Here is a 16,441-nt window from a genome sequence, read left to right on the forward strand (position 1 = left end):
CTCGCCACACCATCCCCTCATTGCGGCCTGCTGCTGGCCAGCTGTGACAGTGCGAAGGTAACTGATTGAAAAAAATCAGGAACCGTTTTGTGACCCCCTCCCGAGTTCAGCCGCCGCGAGCTTGCTAAGGTAGGGCTCCCTTTGATGTTGTAAGGAGTCTCTCCATGGCACTGCCCGTTATTCTCGATTGTGATCCCGGCCACGACGACGCCATCGCCCTGATTCTGGCGCTGGCCAGTCCTGAACTGAAGGTGCTGGCGGTCACCACCAGCGCGGGCAACCAGACCCCGGACAAGACTCTCAACAATGCCCTGCGCATCCTCACCTTGCTGGGACGGGACGATATTCCGGTAGCGGCCGGGGCGCCGAAACCGCTGGCCCGCGAGCTGATTATCGCCGACAACGTCCATGGCGAATCGGGTCTCGATGGCCCCAAACTGCCGGATCCCGCCTTTGCGCCGCAGGGGATGACGGGGATCGAGCTGATGGCCAGAGCTCTGCGAGAGAGCCCGGAGCCCGTGACTCTGGTGCCAACCGGCCCGCTCACCAATATCGCCCTGCTGCTGGCGGCTCACCCCGAGCTAAAGGGCAAGATCGCCCGCATCGTGCTGATGGGGGGCGCCGCAGGGGCCGGCAACTGGACACCTGCGGCGGAATTCAATATTTATGTGGACCCGGAAGCGGCCGATATGGTCTTCAAGTCGGGCATCCCCATCACCATGTGCGGCCTCGATGTGACCCACGAGGCGCAGGTAATGGACGAGGATATCGAACGGGTGCGTGCCATCACCAATCCGGTGGCCCAGTGTGTGGCCGGTCTGCTCGATTTTTTCATGATCTACCATCGGGACCCCAAGTGGGGATTTGCTGGCGCGCCGCTGCACGACCCCTGTACCATTGCCTGGTTGCTCAATCCCGCCCTGTTCCATGGCGTGGAGTGCCGGGTCGATATCGAGACACGGGGCGAGCATACCGTGGGGATGACGGTGGTGGACCGCTATGGCCTCTCCGGCAAACCAGCCAATGCGCTGGTGTTGCTGGGGCTGGATCGGGCAGGTTTTATCGATCTGCTGGTCGAGCGGCTGCGGGCCTTTGGCTGAGGGCCGATTCACTTTTTGCAAGAAGGGGCAGGGAATGTGGAAGACAGGGTTGGCGCTGCTGGCCGGGTTGCAACTGACGGGCTGCGCGACGCCATTCGAGCGGATGTGGCAGGGGCTGGCGACCTGTGATTTTAACGATCTCTATATCGACGGTGAGACGGGACGGCCAGCCAATCTGCAGCTCAACAACTACACCCCCTACAAGGTGAGCGACGGCTTTGCCTGGTACAAGGTGCACGAGGAGCTGCACGGCTTGCCGGTGGTCGGTTTTATCGTGCCCGCCTCCAGCTTCGAAGTGCACGCCCTCTTTGTCGATACCCCCATCGCCAATGCCCGCCGGTTGACCCACAACGCTTACGGCAGCGAGTTTAGCGACGAACAGAAGCACAACGAGGGCTCAGCCCCTCTGCTTTTGCGCGATCCCAACAACCCCAAGCGCTCCATCATCGACTGCACCCGCGGCGAATCTGACGGGGAGCTTGAGGATTCGGCCATGCCCGAGTAGGGCTGCCTGTCGTGCCATCGGCCTGAAAAAAGAGGGGCCAGCCTTGCCGGCTGGCCCCTCTTTTTTATTGTTGCCCAGCGCCCGGATCAGGGGTAGCTCAGCGTCTCCTTGATAAGAGGCAGCTGGGCCTTGATCCACGCTGGGTTGATGGGCCCCCAGTCGCTGATGCGGTAGTGCCCCTGCAGGTGGCGAGCCCCTTCGGTCTGCTCGAAGGCGCAGCTGATATCGAGTTCGGCCAGCGCCGTCAGGGTATCCTGCGCGGTGCGGCGCGGCATGCCGGTCGCCTCCATGATGGCGGGCACCGTATCCGTGCCCTGGCTGATCAGCCAGGCCACGTAGAGGCGGCGGTAGAAGCTGGTGCGTGTCTTGCTCGGCTCACTCATAGCTCGTCCTCGAGACGATCGAAGTAGCGCCAGGTTGCGATGGCGGCTTTGCCCATCACCAGTGCCCAGAGGCCGAACCAGAACCAGCGGAAGAAGCTCCAGGTGGAGGCGTCAGGCTCGGTGCTCTCAATCTTGGTGACGTTGGGGAACATGGAGAACATGTTGATGCGCCAGCCGTAGGAGGTGATGATGGCGAGCCGTTTTTCAAACTCCATCGACTTGGCCTTGGCCTGTACGTCGGCGGCGTTGAACTTGAAGTAGAAGGGCCAGCCCCACTCGGTATCCTCGTTGCGGAACACCCGGATCTTCTCGCCGGGACGCTCGGTGTAGATGTAGTAGACATCGGTAGTGGGGCCGTCAGCCGGGTTCTTCTGGCTGATAGGGCCATCCTTGTCGGTGCGCTTCACCTCCACCCCGGTGATGGTGGCGATGGTGTGCTCCGGCAGGTAGTAGTCGAGCCAGGTGGCGGAAACGAGGGCAATGAGCCCCAGGGCGATAAAAGCGGGTTTCTTGAATCTCAGGCTCATGATGGTCTCACGTGAGGGGGAGTGACGTGCCTCTACCATACTCACATTTGCCCCCACAGCCCAGCCCCTTATGGCACCAACTGCCAAAAAATGGCGTTTAAAACAACTGCCTCCTGCACCACGCTTCGTGGTTAAACCTGTCGCAATGCGTTGTTCGGACGGTTACCGGAGGAGGGGAAAAACGTGTTGATTGACACTGTATGGAGGCGTAAGGGGAGTGTGTGAAGGGATATGTAGCCGAATAAATAAAGCCCCTTGTTTATAAAATAAGGGGCTTTATTGCTATCCAGAGGCCTGCGCAGGCCTCTTTTTATCTTTCAGGCCGCGTGTCAGAGCTGGAAGTGAGAGAGCTGCTTGCGCTGCTGCTCGGCCAGCTCCGACAGTTCGTGGCTGGCGCTGGCGCTCTGGCTGATACCAGCTGAGCTCTGGCTCACGATCTCGTGGATGTTGGTGATGTTGCGGTTGATGTCGGCAGTGACGCAGGACTGCTCCTCGGCGGCGGTGGCCACCTGGGCGTTGGCATCGTTGATCTGGCGTACCGCCCCCGTGATGCCGCTCAGCAGATCCTGTACCTGCGCGGAGAGGCGCTGGTTGTTCTCGAGGATCTCCAGCGTCTCCTGAACCCCCTGATTGGCGGACTGGGACTGGCTTTGCAACTGCTCGATGATGGCCTGGATCTCCTTGGTGGAGGCCTGGGTTCGGGCCGCCAGCATCCGCACCTCGTCGGCGACGACGGCAAAACCGCGCCCGGTTTCGCCGGCACGGGCCGCCTCGATGGCCGCGTTGAGGGCCAGCAGGTTGGTCTGCTCGGAGATCCCCTGAATCACTTCAATCACCTTGCCGATCTGCTCGGACTGGGTCTTGAGGCGAGCGACGATGGCGGCGGCATCTTCCAGACTGCCTGCCATCCGGCTGTTGGCGGCAATGCTCTCGCCAAACAGGGCGAGCCCCTGCTCAACCCGGCTGTTGGCATCGCGCGCCAGCTCGTCGGCCACGGCGGCGTTGTGGTTGACATTGTCGGCGGTGCTGGAGAGCTCGGTGACTGCGGAGGCAACCTGCTCAATTTCGCCGCGCTGCTGCTGGGCGTTGGCTTCAGCCTGGGTCATCACCGCGGCCAGCTCGGTCGCAGCGGAGGCGACGTTGTTGCTGATGCCGGTCAGGGTTTCGATGGTGCTGCCAAGCTGCCCCAGAGTGAGGTTGATATCCTTGGCCAGCTGGGCCAGCTCGTTGTCACCCTCGACCCTGGCGCGGACGTTGAAGCGACCCTGCGCGACGGCGTGCATCACGCTCTGCAGCTGGCCGATGGGGCTGACGATGCGGCCAGAGAGCCACCAGCCACACAGTAGAGCAGCCAGCAGGGCGACGGCCGTGAGCAGCAGGGTGCGCAGCAGGGTGGCATGGTAGTGGGCCTGCTCTTGCGCCAGCTCGCTCTGGGTCAGCTGGTTGATGTGGGCCGACATGGTGTCGATCTCTTTGATGAGCTGTTCGCCCAGCTCGCGGAACTGGAGGCGGGCGGCCTCATACGCCGCGGCATCGCCACCCCCCTGATGCTTTTGGGTCAGCAGCGGCAGCATGTTGTTGCGGGTGTGGCCAAGGTAGGCCTGCAGGGCAGCCGCCACCTGACGGTTATCCTGTTCGGCACCCGGGATCACCAGACGGGCGAGGATGGAGGTGATCTCCTGCTCGGCACTGTTGAGGTTGGCGGGCAGGGCGGCAAACTGGGCCGCGTCGTAGAGACCGTAGATGGCGCTGGTGCGCAGCCGGTAGGTGGCGTGGATCAGCCTGGCAATGTCGTCCTTGTTGCGCACCACGCTCTGGGTCGTCTCATCTATGTCACTAATGGCTTCGTCCAGCCCCTGTTTGCTGATGGCAATCATTACCATCATCAGCAGACTGGCCAGCAGCAGCGGTATCAGTACCTGAATTCTTATTGATAGATTATTCAATGACATATGAGACATAACCCCGAAAATGAAGGAGGCGCTATCTTACACAGCCGCGACAGGGGGTGTCACAGCCTTTTCTTGCTGAAATATGCTGAAAGCAAAGGTTTTTTCTTGTCTGAAAAGCGCGGGATGGGCAAGATGACAGGCTTGCTCAAATAACATTCCGGCGCTGTTTACCGCTGCCTGATCCTCGTTTGCTACCCTGTTTTGCCATGGAGGTTTGTCGTGTCCAGCTGGATTGATCCGGCCATTCTGGCGCTCTTTATCCCCACCTTCTTCTTTGTCTCCGTCACCCCGGGCATGTGCATGACTCTGGCGATGACGCTGGGGATGAGTCTTGGTGTGCGCCGCACCCTGCACATGATGTGGGGGGAGCTGATCGGCGTCGGGCTGGTATCGGTGCTCTCGGTGATCGGGGTGGCGGCCATCATGCTCAACTATCCGGCTATCTTCGCCGCCTTCAAATATGTGGGCGGTGCCTATCTCATCTGGCTCGGCATCCAGATGTGGCAGGCCAAGGGGAAGATGGCCATTCCGGCCGATCTCTCGGCCGGTCAACAGACCAGCCCCATGGGGCTGGCGCTGCAGGGCTTTGTCACCGCCATCGCCAACCCCAAGGGGTGGGCCTTCATGATCTCCCTGCTACCCCCCTTTATCTCGGCCAGCCGACCGATGGCGCCGCAGATCACCGCGCTGGTGGCGCTGATTTTGGTAATCGAGTTCTCCTGCCTGCTGCTCTACGCCAGCGGCGGCCGCACCCTGCGCCACTTCCTTGCCAAGAGCGGCAACGTCACCCTGATGAACCGCATCGCCGGTACCCTGATGCTGGGAGTGGGAGTCTGGCTGGCGCTCGGTTGAGCGCCGTCAGTGACTCATGCCACCAAAGAAAAATGCCACCGCAAGGTGGCATTTTTTTATGAAAGCAAAGTGGCTCAGCGGGACTTGAAACGCTCGACCCAGGGGTTGGCGGTGAGGCCGTGCAGGATGACGCTCAGGATAATGGTGCAGAGCACGGTGGCGATGATGGGGCGCTGGCCGATAAGGGCCGGCTCGTTTTGCAGCACCATCACCGCAAAGACGATGCTGGCAAGGCCCCGCGGCCCGAACCAGCCGATAAAGAGTTTGAGCTCCGGCTTGAGGCCGGTACCGATGAGGCTCAGCCAGACCGGCACCATCCGCAGCAGGGTGAGGCTGGCGGCGGCATAGAGCCAGAACTGCCAGTGCAGCAGCTCCGGCAGGATGGGCATCAGGGTGGCGCCAAACACCATCCAGATCACCACCGAGAGCAGATCGCCATACCCTTCGCAGCTATCCATATAGGCGTGCTTGTGCTCGCCAAGGCGCCGTCCCATCAGCAAACCACCGACGAAGGCGGCGATAAAACCGCTGCCACCGAGAGTCTGGGCCAGCGCAAAGCAGAGCAGGGCCAGTCCGGGCATGGTGAGCTGACGCCAGAGCGGCAGTTGCCAGCCGTTGAGATAGGAGACTTTCAGCAGCCGGACGGTGAGGGCGGTCAGTACGAAGGCGACCAAAAGACCGATACCGATCTCCTCCAGCATCAGGGTGATGGCGAGCGCTGCGGTGCCGGTGTGCTCCTCGGTGGGGGCGATAAGAGCGAGCAGCAGGAGCAATACGGGCACGCAGATGCCGTCGTTGAGGCCACTCTCCTGATTGAGCCCTTCGCGCAGTGGTGCCGGTACGGCCGGGTTGCTCACCACCGCCTTGCCGAGCGCCGCATCGGTGGGGGCGAGAATGGTGGAGAGGATCGCCATCTCCAGCAGTGGCAGGTCAGGGAAAAGCCAGTGACCAAACAGGGCGCCACAGAGCAGGGTGAGGGGGAGGCCGATCAGCAGCAGCCGGATGGGGAGCTGGCGGTTGGCCAGCAATACCTGCCAGTTGGTGTTGGCGGCATCGTTGAACAGCACTATGACCAGCGTCAGCTCTGCCAGCAGCTTGATGCCGGCGCTGTCGATGGAGAGGGAGAGCAGCTCCAGCCCTCCCGGTCCCAGCAGCCAACCGGTCAGCAGAAAGAGCAGGGGGCCGTTGACCAGTTTTGACTCGAAGCGCCCCGCGATCAGGCTGTAGAGCAGTAAAAAGGCGGCGATCACCGCCAGATTCTGGTAAAGCAGGTGTGCATCCATACAACCTCCTTCCAGCCCCGCGGGGCGGTTTAATCGGTCAGGCAGTCCGGGTCGAACACATACTCGCCGTCCAGCCAGCGCACGATTTCATCGACGCAAGCCTGATCACGAAACGGCAGGTAGCGCGTCTTGAGGGCGGCAATCTGCTCGGGAGTGAGCCGGGCCAGCCCCAGATCCTGAAACAGCGGCAGGTCGGCCTCAATCATCGCCGAGATCTGCGGGCCGCAGGTGGCGTTGAGGGAGGCGTGCAGCGCCTTGTCGGGATCATACTGCTTGCCGAGCTTGTAGCTCATCGGCAGGGTGGCGAGCGGCAGGGCGGAGAGCGCCGCCTGCTTCATCGGGTTGACCGCATGGCCGGAGAGCAGCTCCGCCAGCTCGGCGGGGCGGTTCTCGAAGGCACGCAGATAGAGATAGCTGCTCGCCTTGCTGCCATCGTTGACCGGGTAGTTGTCCCACAGGAAGGGCTTGCGGCCGAGCAGCTCGGTCACCTGCTTGAGGTGTACCGCCGGATACTCGGTCGAGCAGACCTTGGGGCCAGTCCAGAAGATCTCGAAGCGGCGGTCGAGTTGCTCGCCAATCTCCTCCAGATAGCGCGGTGGCATGGCACCGAACACCTTCTCCAGCACCGGATCGGTCGAGTAGTAGCTGGGGCAGAAGATGAGGCGGCTCGCCTTGCAGTGGGCCGCAATGTCGTGGGCGATGGTGAGCTGGTGCCGGGCCAGATCCGGGGTATCCCCCTTCATGTCGTCAAACAGTACCGCCAGAATGTCGGGTTGCAGCACTTCATCGATAATGCGCACTTTTTCAAGCAGTGCCGGGCGCTTGCGATCATAGTCGTGATGCGCCCCCATGGGGCTCAAGCCCACCCCGAAGGCGAGCCCGTTGGCGCGGCACTGGCGCGCCAGTTCGGCGAGATCCGCCAGCTGCTGCTCGGGCCAGGGGAGGGCCCAGTGCTTGCGCAGATAGCCATCCTCTTTCGGGGCGTAGATATAGAAGCCGTAGCCGTGGCGTGGCAGCCACTGGGCGTAGCGGGCACGGGCCTGCCAGCTCCATCCCTTGCCAAAAAAGCCCTCGATCACCCCCAGATTGGCAGAGGGGGGCAGCAGACCGGACTGCAAACTCTGATATGGCATAACTCTCTCCCTTCTTGCTGGGGGACTTGATACGGGCCGGTCGTCTAGACCGGATCCTCTTCCTGAAAACGAACCCCGATCTTGACGGGAATGCTCTCATCCATTTCGGCCACGGTCCAGATCAGGCCCTGCCACTCGATGTTGTCACCGACTACCAGATTATCGCCAAGCTGGCTGGCAATAAAATCGCCCAGTGTCTGATCCGCCACCTCGCTCACATCCAGCCCGTAGATAGGGGCGAGATCCACGAGTCGCGCCGCCGCATCCAGCTGGAAGTCACCGAAGAAGCGCGGGCCGAGATCCTGCTCCGGCGCCTGGCTAAAGAGCTGGCCAAGGGCGGGCAGATCGCGCTCGTGGCCGATGACGCAAAGGATATCGTCCGCCTGCAGGCAGGTACTGCCCGAGGGGTGGAGCAGCTCGCGGCCGCGAAACAGGGCGCTGACCCTAGTGCCGGCAGGCATGCGCAGATCCCGCAGCGGCGAGCCGATGCACCACTTCTCTTCCCCCAGCTGGTAGACGAAGGTCTCCCACTGGCTGTCGAGATCGATCTCCAGCCCCGAGCGGTTGATGGGCGACGGTGGGGCCGGTACTTCCACCCGCGCCAGTTTTGAGGCCAGCGGCAGCGAGCTGCCCTGCAAAATCAGCGAGACCAGCACCACGAAGAAGGCGACGTTGAAGTAGAGCTGGGCGTTGGGCAGTCCCGCCATCATGGGGAACACCGCCAGAATGATGGGCACCGCGCCGCGCAGGCCAACCCAGGAGATAAACCAGCGCTCGCGCGGGGCGAAGTTCTTGAACGGCAACAACCCGATCCAGACCGAGATGGGGCGGGCAAACAGGATCATCCACATCGCCAGTGCCAGCGCCGGCAGGGCGATGGGCAGCAGCTTGTGGGGGGAGGCGAGCAGCCCCAGCACCAGAAACATGCCGATCTGGCTGAGCCAGGTCAGGCCGTCCAGCACCGACAAGGTGGTGCTACGACTGCGCAGGGAGAGGTTGCCGAGCAAGAGACCTGTGAGATAGATGGCGAGGATGCCGCTGCCACCGACCGCCGTGGTGAGGGCAAAGATGAGCAAGCCGCCGCTCACGGTGAGCAGCGGGTAGAGACCCGGTGCCAGGCGGGCGGTGTTGATCAGCCGCCACAGCAGCCAGCCACCGGCAAGGCCGATCCCGGCACCAAGGCCGAACTGTTTGATGAGCTGCAGCAGCAGAAACCCAGCGTTGAGATCCTGCTGGCTGCTGGCCAGCACCTCGATCAGGGTGACGGTGAGAAAGACCGCCATGGGGTCGTTGCTGCCCGATTCTATCTCCAGCGTCGCGCTCACCCGCTCGTTGAGGCTGCGCCCGCCGAGCAGGGAGAAGACTGCTGCCGCATCTGTGGAGCCGACGATGGCGCCGATCAGCATCCCCTGCATCAGGTTGAGGTCAAACAGCCAGGCGGCGGCGAGACCTGTCAGGCCGGTGGTGATGGCTACCCCGACCGTCGCCAGCGACAGGGCAGGCCAGAGTGCCACCCGGAATGAGGAGACCCGGGTGCGCATGCCGCCGTCGAGCAGGATGATGGCCAGCGCCAGGTTGCCCACCAGATAGGCGATGGAGTAGTCGGCAAAGTGGATGCCGCCGGGGCCATCTTCCCCCGCCAGCATACCGACGGCGAGGAAGATGACCAGAATGGGAATACCGAGACGGGAAGAGAGCGCACTTAGCAGGACACTGGCTCCAACCAACAGGGCACCGACAAAAAAGAAACTGTTGATGGTCACTGCATCCAAGGGCGAACTCCTTTCTGACTAACGGCAAAGTAGGCACATTATATGCAGTTAAGACCCCCTTGTGTGGTTTAATCGTGCATTAATTTGCATCTTTTGACATTTTTTCACCACTCGCGCGCCATCTTCTGACCCCTCAGAGTGGGTGAGAGGGGATGTTGGCGGTGATGGTCAGATGGAAACCTGACGCCGGGGGAGTAGAGGCAAGGGGAGGAGATAAACAGCAGACAAAGAGAAGGGAGCACACTGGTGCCCCCCGGATGGCACGACTCAGTCGTCGTCATCGTCCTTCACTTCACGGATCTTGTCCTTGTATTTGGGCAACTGCTTCTCCAGCCGTTTCATGTCTTTGATGGCATTGAGAAACAGCCCGAGCAGAAAGAGCAGTGGCAGCCCTATCCAGAGCCAGAGATTCATGTGCTACTCCTTTCATCGCAGGGCAATTCAGTGGATGGCAAGGTGACGTAACGGGCCAGGATCTTGTCCAGATTGGCCAGAATGGTCGCCTTGCCTTCAATATCCGCCTGTTGCAGGCAAAGTGCCAGCGCCGCCGGGTCGAGCTGCTGCTCGCCCGCTTCGGGGGCGAAGCTGATGTGCCACGGCTCGTAGGCGACGCCGCTGCCTGCGCCGACCGGTTTGGCATAGGGCAGGAAGAAACCGAAATCCCCCATATGGTCGGTGAGCCACTCGCTCAAGTCGGCAAACCAGCCCCCGGCTTCATACTCCCAGGGTTCCAGCGCCAGTTTGGTGTCGGCGGGCAGGCAGTCCGGGTCGTAGATGTCGAGATCGGTGCCCCAGTGGTGGCGACTGGTGCCGGGCAGGGCGCTCCAGCGCAAAATGGCGTGTAGCCGCTCTTCATCGCTCAGCTGCAAGGCATCAATGGGCTGGCTGTTGGCATCGAGCAGCGGCCGCTCGCCGCGCCACTTGCCATTCCAGATGGCGAGCTGGCGATCAAAACCGCGCCAGCTGGACGCCGCTTGCAGGTTGAAACCGGCGTGGGCGGCGGCCACCTGCATGTCGTTGAAGGAGGCAGCCGCCGCCGGGGTCAGGCGGTGGGGGCCGCGCCCCACCACAATAAGGTGGCTCTCGTCGAGCCCCATCAGTTGTTCCTGCGTCATGCCAGCAGTCGCTCCAGCACTCCTTGGTACATGTCGGCCAGCAGATCCAGATCGTCCGCCTTCACGCACTCGTTCACCTTGTGGATGGTGGCGTTGACCGGGCCGAGCTCGATCACTTCGGCGCCGGTAGGGGCGATAAAGCGCCCGTCCGAGGTGCCGCCGGTGGTGAGCAGGGCTGGCTGCTGGCCATTGACCGCCTCGATGGCGGAGACTGCCGCCGCCAGCAGTTTGCCGGTGTCGGTGAGGAACGGCTGGCCGGAGAGGGTCCAGTTCAGCTGGTAATCGAGACCGTGTCTATCCAGCAGCGCCTCGACCCGCTCGCGGATATCCAGGTCGGTCAGTTGGGTGCTGAAGCGGAAGTTGAACTGGACGTGCAATTCGCCCGGAATGACGTTGGAGGCGCCGGTGCCCGCCTGAATGTTGGCTATCTGGAAGCTGGTGGGGGGGAAGTAGGCGTTGCCCTCATCCCACACGGTGGCGGCAAGTTCCGCCAGCGCTGGCGCGGCTTTATGAATGGGGTTGTCCGCCAGATGGGGATAGGCGACATGGCCCTGCACCCCGCGCACCAGCAGATCGCCGGTGATGGAGCCGCGCCGGCCATTTTTTACCACATCCCCGACCACGGCGGTGGAGGAGGGTTCACCGACGATGCACCAGGTGATCTTCTCGTTGCGCGCTTCCAGGGTGTCGATCACCCGGGTGGTGCCATTGATAAAGGGCCCCTCCTCATCGGAGGTGATAAGGAAGGCGATCGACCCGGTGTGATCCGGATGCTCGGCCACGAAGCGCTCGACCGCCACCACCATGGCGGCCAGCGAGCCCTTCATGTCGGCAGCTCCACGGCCGTAGAGCACGCCATCCCTGATGGTCGGCTCGAACGGCGGGGTGTGCCATTTGTCCAGCGGGCCGGCGGGCACCACGTCGGTGTGACCGGCGAAGCAGAAGAGCGGCCCCTCGCTGCCACGGCGGGCCCAGAGGTTGGTGGTATCTTCAAACACCATGGGCTCGATAACAAAGTCGAGTTTGGCGAGGCGCTCCGCCATCAGGGTCTGGCACCCTTCATCCAGCGGGGTAACGGAGGGGCGGCGGATCAGATCCTTGGCCAGTGCGATGACATCCGACATCAGTTGTCCTTAGTTGTCCTTAACGGGAGAAGAGGGATTGGTAGTGATCGGCCTTGAAACCCAGGGTCAGCTCGCCGTCACGATCCAGCAGCGGGCGCTTGATCATCGCCGGGTGCTCCAGCAGCAGGGCGCGCGCCTTGGCGGTGTCGAGCCCCTGTTTGGCCTCATCCGGCAGGGAGCGGAAGGTGGTGCCGCGGCTGTTGAGCAGCGCTTCCCAGCCGAGCTTGGCCAGCCAGTGGTCGAGAGCGTCCGGGTTCAGGCCATCGGCGCGGTGGTCGTGAAAGCGGTAGTCGATGCCGGCCTCATCCAGCCACTTGCGGGCTTTCTTGATGGTGTCGCAGTTCTTGATGCCATAGAGGGTGGTGGCCATGGGGAGTCCTTCTCTTGTGGGCGCTGGCCGTGGCCGCGCCCGAAAATCCGAATCAACAGAGTGCAAGGGCCCGATTCTGGCATTGTGGCGATCCCATGGCAACGCTGATGGCACCGTCGGAAGGGCCGGGAGGAGGAAAAGCGGGGAGCCAGATAGCCAGAACGCGCCGGGTGGCGCGCTCTGGAGAGGCAGAAGAGTGTCTCTTCTGTGCTGCCGGGGCAGCTGGTATCAGTGCAGCGGATGCCAGGGGTGATCAAAGACCCGGGCGCGCTCCCAGGGGGCGTCGGGCAGACTGGAGGAGAGGCCGCTGTATTTGCCCACATCGTCCACCACGATGGCGGAGAGGATTGGCAGATGGTTTTCGGTGCAGTACATGCGAACGCGCTGCAGCAGGGTGCGCAGTTCGTCCTGACGCTGCTCCAGTCCGGCCAGTTTGGCCAGTTTGGAGTAACGAATGGTGGTGCGTTCCTTTGCAGACTCGACGAGGATATCCCACAGCTGATAATCGCAGGTCGAGACACCTGCGGTGGCTTGGTTTGTCATAACTCTCTCCGGCGCGAAATGGTCGCTCTTGTCGATGCGCATCTTGGCCGCTTCGGGGGCGGCTTATGTTGATCCAACGCAAAAAAGAGGGGAGTCGCGTTACACAATTCCCGATTAAACCGTGTAAAACGGTTCTCGGTAGTGTGAATGATGAAAAAGTGTTACCTGCTCGACATATTATGCTGTCTGATGACGGTGATGGCCCCTTTATTGATGGGGATCAAAGGCAAGTTCTGGTCAGATCACTAGATTTCGCTCTTCGATAAATTTATCAGGAGTGAATATTGGAACTCGTCTTCGTCTTGCTCGTACTGGTTGCCGTGGTCTACGGCATCATCAAGGATTACAACCCGCAGGCGGTGCTGGCATTGGCCGGTATGGCCATTTTCACCCTGGCCTACTGGCTGGGATTGCACCCCATTCTGCCCGCTGACAAGAGCACCGGCTTCGCCCTGTTCGATCTGTTCGAAGTGTTCAAGGGGATCTTCTCCTACCGTGCGGCGGGCCTCGGCCTCACCATCATGGCGGTGGCCGGCTTTGCTACCTACATGTCACATATCGGTGCCTCCCAGGCGCTGGTGCGGGTGGCGGTCAAACCGGTAGCGGGCATTCAGTCCAGCTACCTGATGCTCTCCATCTGCTATCTGGTGGCGGTCTTTGTCTCCCTGTTTGTCACCTCCGCCACCGGCCTTGGTCTGCTGTTGATGGTCACCATGTATCCGGTGATGCGCAACCTCGGCATCAGCCCGGCCTCCGCCTGTGGCGTCATCGCCACCTCCCAGGCGTTCGAGATTGGCCCGACCCAGACCAACGCCATCTTCTCCGCCGGCCAGTCCGGCATGGATCCGACCAGCTATTTCGTTGACTACCAGATCTGGCTGGTGGCCCCCATGCTGCTGGTGACCATGGTGCTGCACTTCTTCTGGCAGCGGCACTGTGACCGCAAGGATGGCTGGGATCCGGCCCTGCATCGCGGCGAACACGCCGAGCTGGACGAGAAGGGCACCGACACGGTAGCGGCGCCCACCTGGTATGCCCTGCTGCCCATCATCCCCTTCGTGCTGATGATGACCTTCTCCAAACTGCTGGTGACCACCATCAGCGTCAGTGTGGAAGTGGCCATGCTGCTGTCGGTCTTTATCGGCATGTTGTGCGAGCTGTTGCGTACCCGCTCGGTGCGCACCGCTTTTGCCGGGCTCTCCAGCTTCCTCGACGGCATGGGCAAGGTGTTTGGCCCCGTGGTGGCGCTGATCGTCTGTGCCGAGCTGTTTGCCGAATCCCTCAAAGCCATCGGCGCCATCGATACCCTGCTGCACTCTGCCAGCAATGCCGGTATCGGCAGCGGTCTGATGACCCTGGTGATGGTGGGCCTCATCATGGTGGCGGCGGTGATCATGGGTTCTGGCAACGCGGCGTTCCTGAGCTTCTCGACCCTGGCACCTGCCGTGGCAGCCAAATTCGGCGTACCTGCGGTGACCATGCTGCTGCCGATGCAGCTCGCCTCCAGCATCGGCCGCACCGTCTCCCCGATTGCGGCGGTGCTGATCGCCTGTGCGGGCATCGCCAAGGTCTCCCCCTTCGTGGTGGTCAAGCGCACCTGCGTGCCCATGGCGGGGGCGCTGGTGACGGCGCTGACCCTCAACTATCTGCTGTTCATGTAAAAGCTGTGGTTTACAGGGCGGTCGGCCACCCGGTTCGGGCTGGCCGACCGCTGTTGGCAAGGCGGGGGTGACAGCCCGCCGTTCCGCATTGTTGCAAAAACAATCTGTTTTTTCCGCAGATTGTTTCATGGAGAAGATAATGACCAACCTCACGCGCCCGTTTTCCCTCGATACCTATCTGGCCGATCTGGCCCCGCTCATCAACCTCGATTGCGGCACCCGCACCCCGGCCGGGGTGGCCAAAGTGGCCGACATCATGACCGAGAAATATGAGGCCATCGGCTGGCAGGTGACCCGCCATCAGTTCGCCGCCGAGTGCGGCCCCTGCCTCGAGGCAACCAATGCCCCGGGGGCCGATCACTACGACGTGATGCTGGTGGGCCACATGGACACCGTCTTCCCCGAGGGGACGGCGGCCAAGCGCCCGCTCAAGATTGAAGGCAATCAGGCTTTTGGCCCAGGCGTCTCGGACATGAAGAGCGGCCTGCTCTCCACCTGGTATGCCCTGAAAGAGCTGGATCCGGCGCAGCTGGCCAAGCTCAAGGTGCTGGTCTGCTGCAACTGCGACGAGGAGATTGGTTCCCCCTGGTCCAAAGATTGGCTGGTGGAAAAAGCCAGGCAGAGCGGCTGCGTGCTGGTGGCCGAAGCGGCGCGCCCGAGCGGCGATCTCATCAGCGCCCGCAAGGGCAATGCCAAGTACCGCATTACTTTCCACGGCAAGGCGTCCCACGCCGGTTCGGCGCTGACCGAAGGGGTCTCCGCCATCACCGAACTCGCTCATTGGGTGCTGGCCATCAACGAACAGGTCAATATGGAGACCGGCACTACCATGAACGTCGGCGTGGTGCAGGGCGGCACCGGCGTCAACGTGGTGCCCGACTATGCCGAGGCGATCGTCGATCTGCGCTTCTGGAGCAATGAAGAGGCGGCAGCGGTGCACGAGCGGCTCACCTTTATGGCCAACAACCCCTTCCTTGCGGGCTGTCGGGTCGAGGTGGATCGCCAGACCTTCAAGCCGGCGATGCGCCCGAGTGGCGACACCGAGGCCGTGATGGCGCTGGTGGAGGCGGCTGCCAAAGAGGAGGGGATCACCTTCAACTGGCTGGAGGCCGGTGGCGGCTCGGATGCCAACTTCACTGCAGCGGCGGGCGTGCCGTCGCTGGATGGCTTCGGCCCCATGGGCGGTGGCTTCCACTCGGAGGCGGAATTCCTGCTGCTCGATAGCATCGAGCCGCGCATCCGCTTGCTGCAACGGGTGCTGGGCAAGCTGGCCAAATAGGTCAGCATTAAGGACAAGCAAAACGGGAGGCCATCGCCTCCCGTTTTTTATCTGCGGTGCCTGCGAAGATTCATCCCGCAGAGCAGTTTTTCTTGCACCCTCAACCCTCATCCTCCAGCAGATAGGCAAGCTGTTCCTGACGGGCAAGCTGCCAGTGGCCGAGCACCAGCGGCGCCGCAAAGCCCGGGCCGTCGGTCACCATGGTGTGGTACTCCCCCTGCTCGCCGCAGGCATCGAAGCCCCGGGTTGCTGCCAGCTGCTGCAACTCGGCGAGGGTGGCCGCATCCAGCGTGCGTCCCACCCACTCGGAGGCCAACACTTTGGTATCGACGCAGGAGAGGTGGGCGACGATGCCGCGGGCCAGCAGATCCGCCAGCAGCGCCTCGCGGGATAGCTGCCAGAGCGGCGTATGCACGGTGAGACCAAGCGGGCGGCAGCGCTCGCGGATCCAGTTAGGCGCGCCGCCCACGCTGTCGATATCGCCGGTGACCACCCCATCGAGTTGCCACTCCTCCTTAAGCTTGGCCAGCGCCCGCTCATAGCCGAGATCGAACGGCGCCTCTATGGTGACCAGCAGATGGGGCAGCGCGAGGGCCGCCGCCTGCCGACGTACTTGCGACAGGGGATGGGCCAGAAAGCGGGGGGCAGGGGGAGCAAAGGTAGCCAGAGCCACCACCTGATGGCCCGCTTCACGGGCATGGCAGAGGGCCTGCATGGCATCCTTGCCGCCGCTCCAGAGTACGATGACGCGAGACATGGGGAAGATTCCGCAAAGAAAAGAGGGGCCATGCTACCCAGAGTGCGGGCGGTTGGCAAAGCAGTATGGTGTGCGCCACCAAAGC

General features: G+C 62.3%; 17 protein-coding genes. 5 read left to right on the plus strand and 12 right to left on the minus strand.

What is annotated here, in order from left to right; genetic code table 11:
- The first annotated feature begins 164 nt into the window (after positions 1 to 164).
- Together rihA and I6L40_RS09470 are read left to right on the plus strand one after the other, a co-directional pair.
- Positions 165 to 1,100, plus strand: a complete 936-nt coding sequence (rihA, locus tag I6L40_RS09465; protein ID WP_216995344.1) for a pyrimidine-specific ribonucleoside hydrolase RihA — start codon at positions 165 to 167, stop codon at positions 1,098 to 1,100.
- Positions 1,101 to 1,134: 34 nt separating this feature from the next.
- Complete coding sequence (locus tag I6L40_RS09470) at positions 1,135 to 1,605, plus strand: hypothetical protein (RefSeq protein ID WP_033113507.1); 471 nt, start codon at positions 1,135 to 1,137, stop codon at positions 1,603 to 1,605.
- Between the two features lie 86 nt (positions 1,606 to 1,691).
- Here the strand turns inward: I6L40_RS09470 and I6L40_RS09475 are convergent, their stop codons facing one another.
- From I6L40_RS09475 to I6L40_RS09485, 3 genes are all read right to left on the minus strand, one after another.
- On the minus strand, positions 1,692 to 1,988 hold the full coding sequence (locus I6L40_RS09475) for a helix-turn-helix domain-containing protein (protein ID WP_005337957.1): 297 nt from the start codon (positions 1,986 to 1,988) through the stop codon (positions 1,692 to 1,694).
- Complete coding sequence (locus I6L40_RS09480) at positions 1,985 to 2,515, minus strand: DUF1523 family protein (protein WP_041208367.1); 531 nt, start codon at positions 2,513 to 2,515, stop codon at positions 1,985 to 1,987. Before I6L40_RS09480 ends, I6L40_RS09475 begins: the two co-directional genes overlap by 4 nt.
- Positions 2,516 to 2,844: 329 nt before the next feature.
- On the minus strand, positions 2,845 to 4,467 hold the full coding sequence (locus I6L40_RS09485; RefSeq protein WP_216995345.1) for a methyl-accepting chemotaxis protein: 1,623 nt from the start codon (positions 4,465 to 4,467) through the stop codon (positions 2,845 to 2,847).
- Positions 4,468 to 4,686: 219 nt separating this feature from the next.
- Here I6L40_RS09485 and I6L40_RS09490 point away from each other — a divergent pair, with 219 nt between their 5' ends.
- Positions 4,687 to 5,319 carry a LysE family translocator gene (locus tag I6L40_RS09490; protein WP_216995346.1) on the plus strand — a complete coding sequence of 211 codons (633 nt, stop codon included), beginning with the start codon at positions 4,687 to 4,689 and terminating at the stop codon, positions 5,317 to 5,319.
- A 74-nt stretch (positions 5,320 to 5,393) separates the two neighbouring features.
- On the opposite strand, the gene I6L40_RS09495 is transcribed toward I6L40_RS09490, so the two are convergent.
- The 8 genes from I6L40_RS09495 to I6L40_RS09530 all read right to left on the minus strand — a co-directional run bounded on the left by I6L40_RS09495 (position 5,394) and on the right by I6L40_RS09530 (position 12,659).
- A complete protein-coding gene (locus I6L40_RS09495; protein ID WP_041208370.1) occupies positions 5,394 to 6,602 on the minus strand; it encodes a sodium:proton antiporter in 1,209 nt (402 codons plus the stop codon).
- Positions 6,603 to 6,631: 29 nt separating this feature from the next.
- A complete protein-coding gene (locus tag I6L40_RS09500; protein WP_216995347.1) occupies positions 6,632 to 7,735 on the minus strand; it encodes a beta-N-acetylglucosaminidase domain-containing protein in 1,104 nt (367 codons plus the stop codon).
- A 44-nt stretch (positions 7,736 to 7,779) separates the two neighbouring features.
- A complete protein-coding gene (locus tag I6L40_RS09505) occupies positions 7,780 to 9,507 on the minus strand; it encodes a potassium/proton antiporter (RefSeq protein WP_041208372.1) in 1,728 nt (575 codons plus the stop codon).
- 267 nt (positions 9,508 to 9,774) lie between these two features.
- Positions 9,775 to 9,921 (minus strand): hypothetical protein, encoded by a 147-nt coding sequence (locus I6L40_RS09510; protein ID WP_104015276.1) that lies wholly within the window; start codon positions 9,919 to 9,921, stop codon positions 9,775 to 9,777.
- Positions 9,918 to 10,622: a M15 family metallopeptidase gene (locus I6L40_RS09515; protein ID WP_041208373.1), complete on the minus strand. Its 705-nt coding sequence runs from the start codon at positions 10,620 to 10,622 to the stop codon at positions 9,918 to 9,920. The genes I6L40_RS09510 and I6L40_RS09515 overlap by 4 nt, the downstream gene beginning before the upstream one ends.
- The gene (gene dapE, locus I6L40_RS09520; protein ID WP_216995348.1) at positions 10,619 to 11,746 is read right to left on the minus strand and encodes a succinyl-diaminopimelate desuccinylase; all 1,128 of its coding nucleotides are present in this window, start codon (positions 11,744 to 11,746) and stop codon (positions 10,619 to 10,621) included. The genes I6L40_RS09515 and dapE overlap by 4 nt, the downstream gene beginning before the upstream one ends.
- Before the next feature lie 19 nt (positions 11,747 to 11,765).
- On the minus strand, positions 11,766 to 12,116 hold the full coding sequence (locus I6L40_RS09525) for an ArsC family reductase (RefSeq protein WP_201967471.1): 351 nt from the start codon (positions 12,114 to 12,116) through the stop codon (positions 11,766 to 11,768).
- A gap of 228 nt (positions 12,117 to 12,344) precedes the next feature.
- Positions 12,345 to 12,659, minus strand: coding sequence for a hypothetical protein (locus tag I6L40_RS09530; protein ID WP_033112827.1), 315 nt, complete (start codon positions 12,657 to 12,659; stop codon positions 12,345 to 12,347).
- 284 nt (positions 12,660 to 12,943) lie between these two features.
- Here I6L40_RS09530 and dcuC point away from each other — a divergent pair, with 284 nt between their 5' ends.
- Positions 12,944 to 14,320 carry a C4-dicarboxylate transporter DcuC gene (gene dcuC, locus I6L40_RS09535; RefSeq protein WP_201930092.1) on the plus strand — a complete coding sequence of 459 codons (1,377 nt, stop codon included), beginning with the start codon at positions 12,944 to 12,946 and terminating at the stop codon, positions 14,318 to 14,320.
- Between the two features lie 139 nt (positions 14,321 to 14,459).
- Positions 14,460 to 15,599 (plus strand): M20 family metallopeptidase, encoded by a 1,140-nt coding sequence (locus tag I6L40_RS09540; protein ID WP_216995349.1) that lies wholly within the window; start codon positions 14,460 to 14,462, stop codon positions 15,597 to 15,599.
- Positions 15,600 to 15,699: 100 nt separating this feature from the next.
- On the opposite strand, the gene I6L40_RS09545 is transcribed toward I6L40_RS09540, so the two are convergent.
- Positions 15,700 to 16,356 carry a hypothetical protein gene (locus I6L40_RS09545; protein ID WP_042032529.1) on the minus strand — a complete coding sequence of 219 codons (657 nt, stop codon included), beginning with the start codon at positions 16,354 to 16,356 and terminating at the stop codon, positions 15,700 to 15,702.
- Between the last annotated feature and the right edge of the window lie 85 nt (positions 16,357 to 16,441).

Origin of the sequence: Aeromonas sp. FDAARGOS 1410, from assembly GCF_019048745.1 — a bacterium.
GTDB lineage: Bacteria > Pseudomonadota > Gammaproteobacteria > Enterobacterales > Aeromonadaceae > Aeromonas > Aeromonas jandaei.

Bases quoted from the DNA above. Each gene is read 5' to 3' on its own strand.
- I6L40_RS09510 (WP_104015276.1), bottom strand. From the start codon at position 9,921: ATGAATCTCTGGCTCTGGATAGGGCTGCCACTGCTCTTTCTGCTCGGG.
- I6L40_RS09485 (WP_216995345.1), bottom strand. From the start codon at position 4,467: ATGTCATTGAATAATCTATCAATAAGAATTCAGGTACTGATACCGCTG.
- I6L40_RS09475 (WP_005337957.1), bottom strand. From the start codon at position 1,988: ATGAGTGAGCCGAGCAAGACACGCACCAGCTTCTACCGCCGCCTCTAC.
- I6L40_RS09530 (WP_033112827.1), bottom strand. From the start codon at position 12,659: ATGACAAACCAAGCCACCGCAGGTGTCTCGACCTGCGATTATCAGCTG.
- I6L40_RS09470 (WP_033113507.1), top strand. From the start codon at position 1,135: ATGTGGAAGACAGGGTTGGCGCTGCTGGCCGGGTTGCAACTGACGGGC.
- I6L40_RS09525 (WP_201967471.1), bottom strand. From the start codon at position 12,116: ATGGCCACCACCCTCTATGGCATCAAGAACTGCGACACCATCAAGAAA.
- I6L40_RS09540 (WP_216995349.1), top strand. From the start codon at position 14,460: ATGACCAACCTCACGCGCCCGTTTTCCCTCGATACCTATCTGGCCGAT.
- I6L40_RS09500 (WP_216995347.1), bottom strand. From the start codon at position 7,735: ATGCCATATCAGAGTTTGCAGTCCGGTCTGCTGCCCCCCTCTGCCAAT.
- I6L40_RS09545 (WP_042032529.1), bottom strand. From the start codon at position 16,356: ATGTCTCGCGTCATCGTACTCTGGAGCGGCGGCAAGGATGCCATGCAG.
- I6L40_RS09480 (WP_041208367.1), bottom strand. From the start codon at position 2,515: ATGAGCCTGAGATTCAAGAAACCCGCTTTTATCGCCCTGGGGCTCATT.
- I6L40_RS09515 (WP_041208373.1), bottom strand. From the start codon at position 10,622: ATGACGCAGGAACAACTGATGGGGCTCGACGAGAGCCACCTTATTGTG.
- rihA (WP_216995344.1), top strand. From the start codon at position 165: ATGGCACTGCCCGTTATTCTCGATTGTGATCCCGGCCACGACGACGCC.
- dapE (WP_216995348.1), bottom strand. From the start codon at position 11,746: ATGTCGGATGTCATCGCACTGGCCAAGGATCTGATCCGCCGCCCCTCC.
- I6L40_RS09495 (WP_041208370.1), bottom strand. From the start codon at position 6,602: ATGGATGCACACCTGCTTTACCAGAATCTGGCGGTGATCGCCGCCTTT.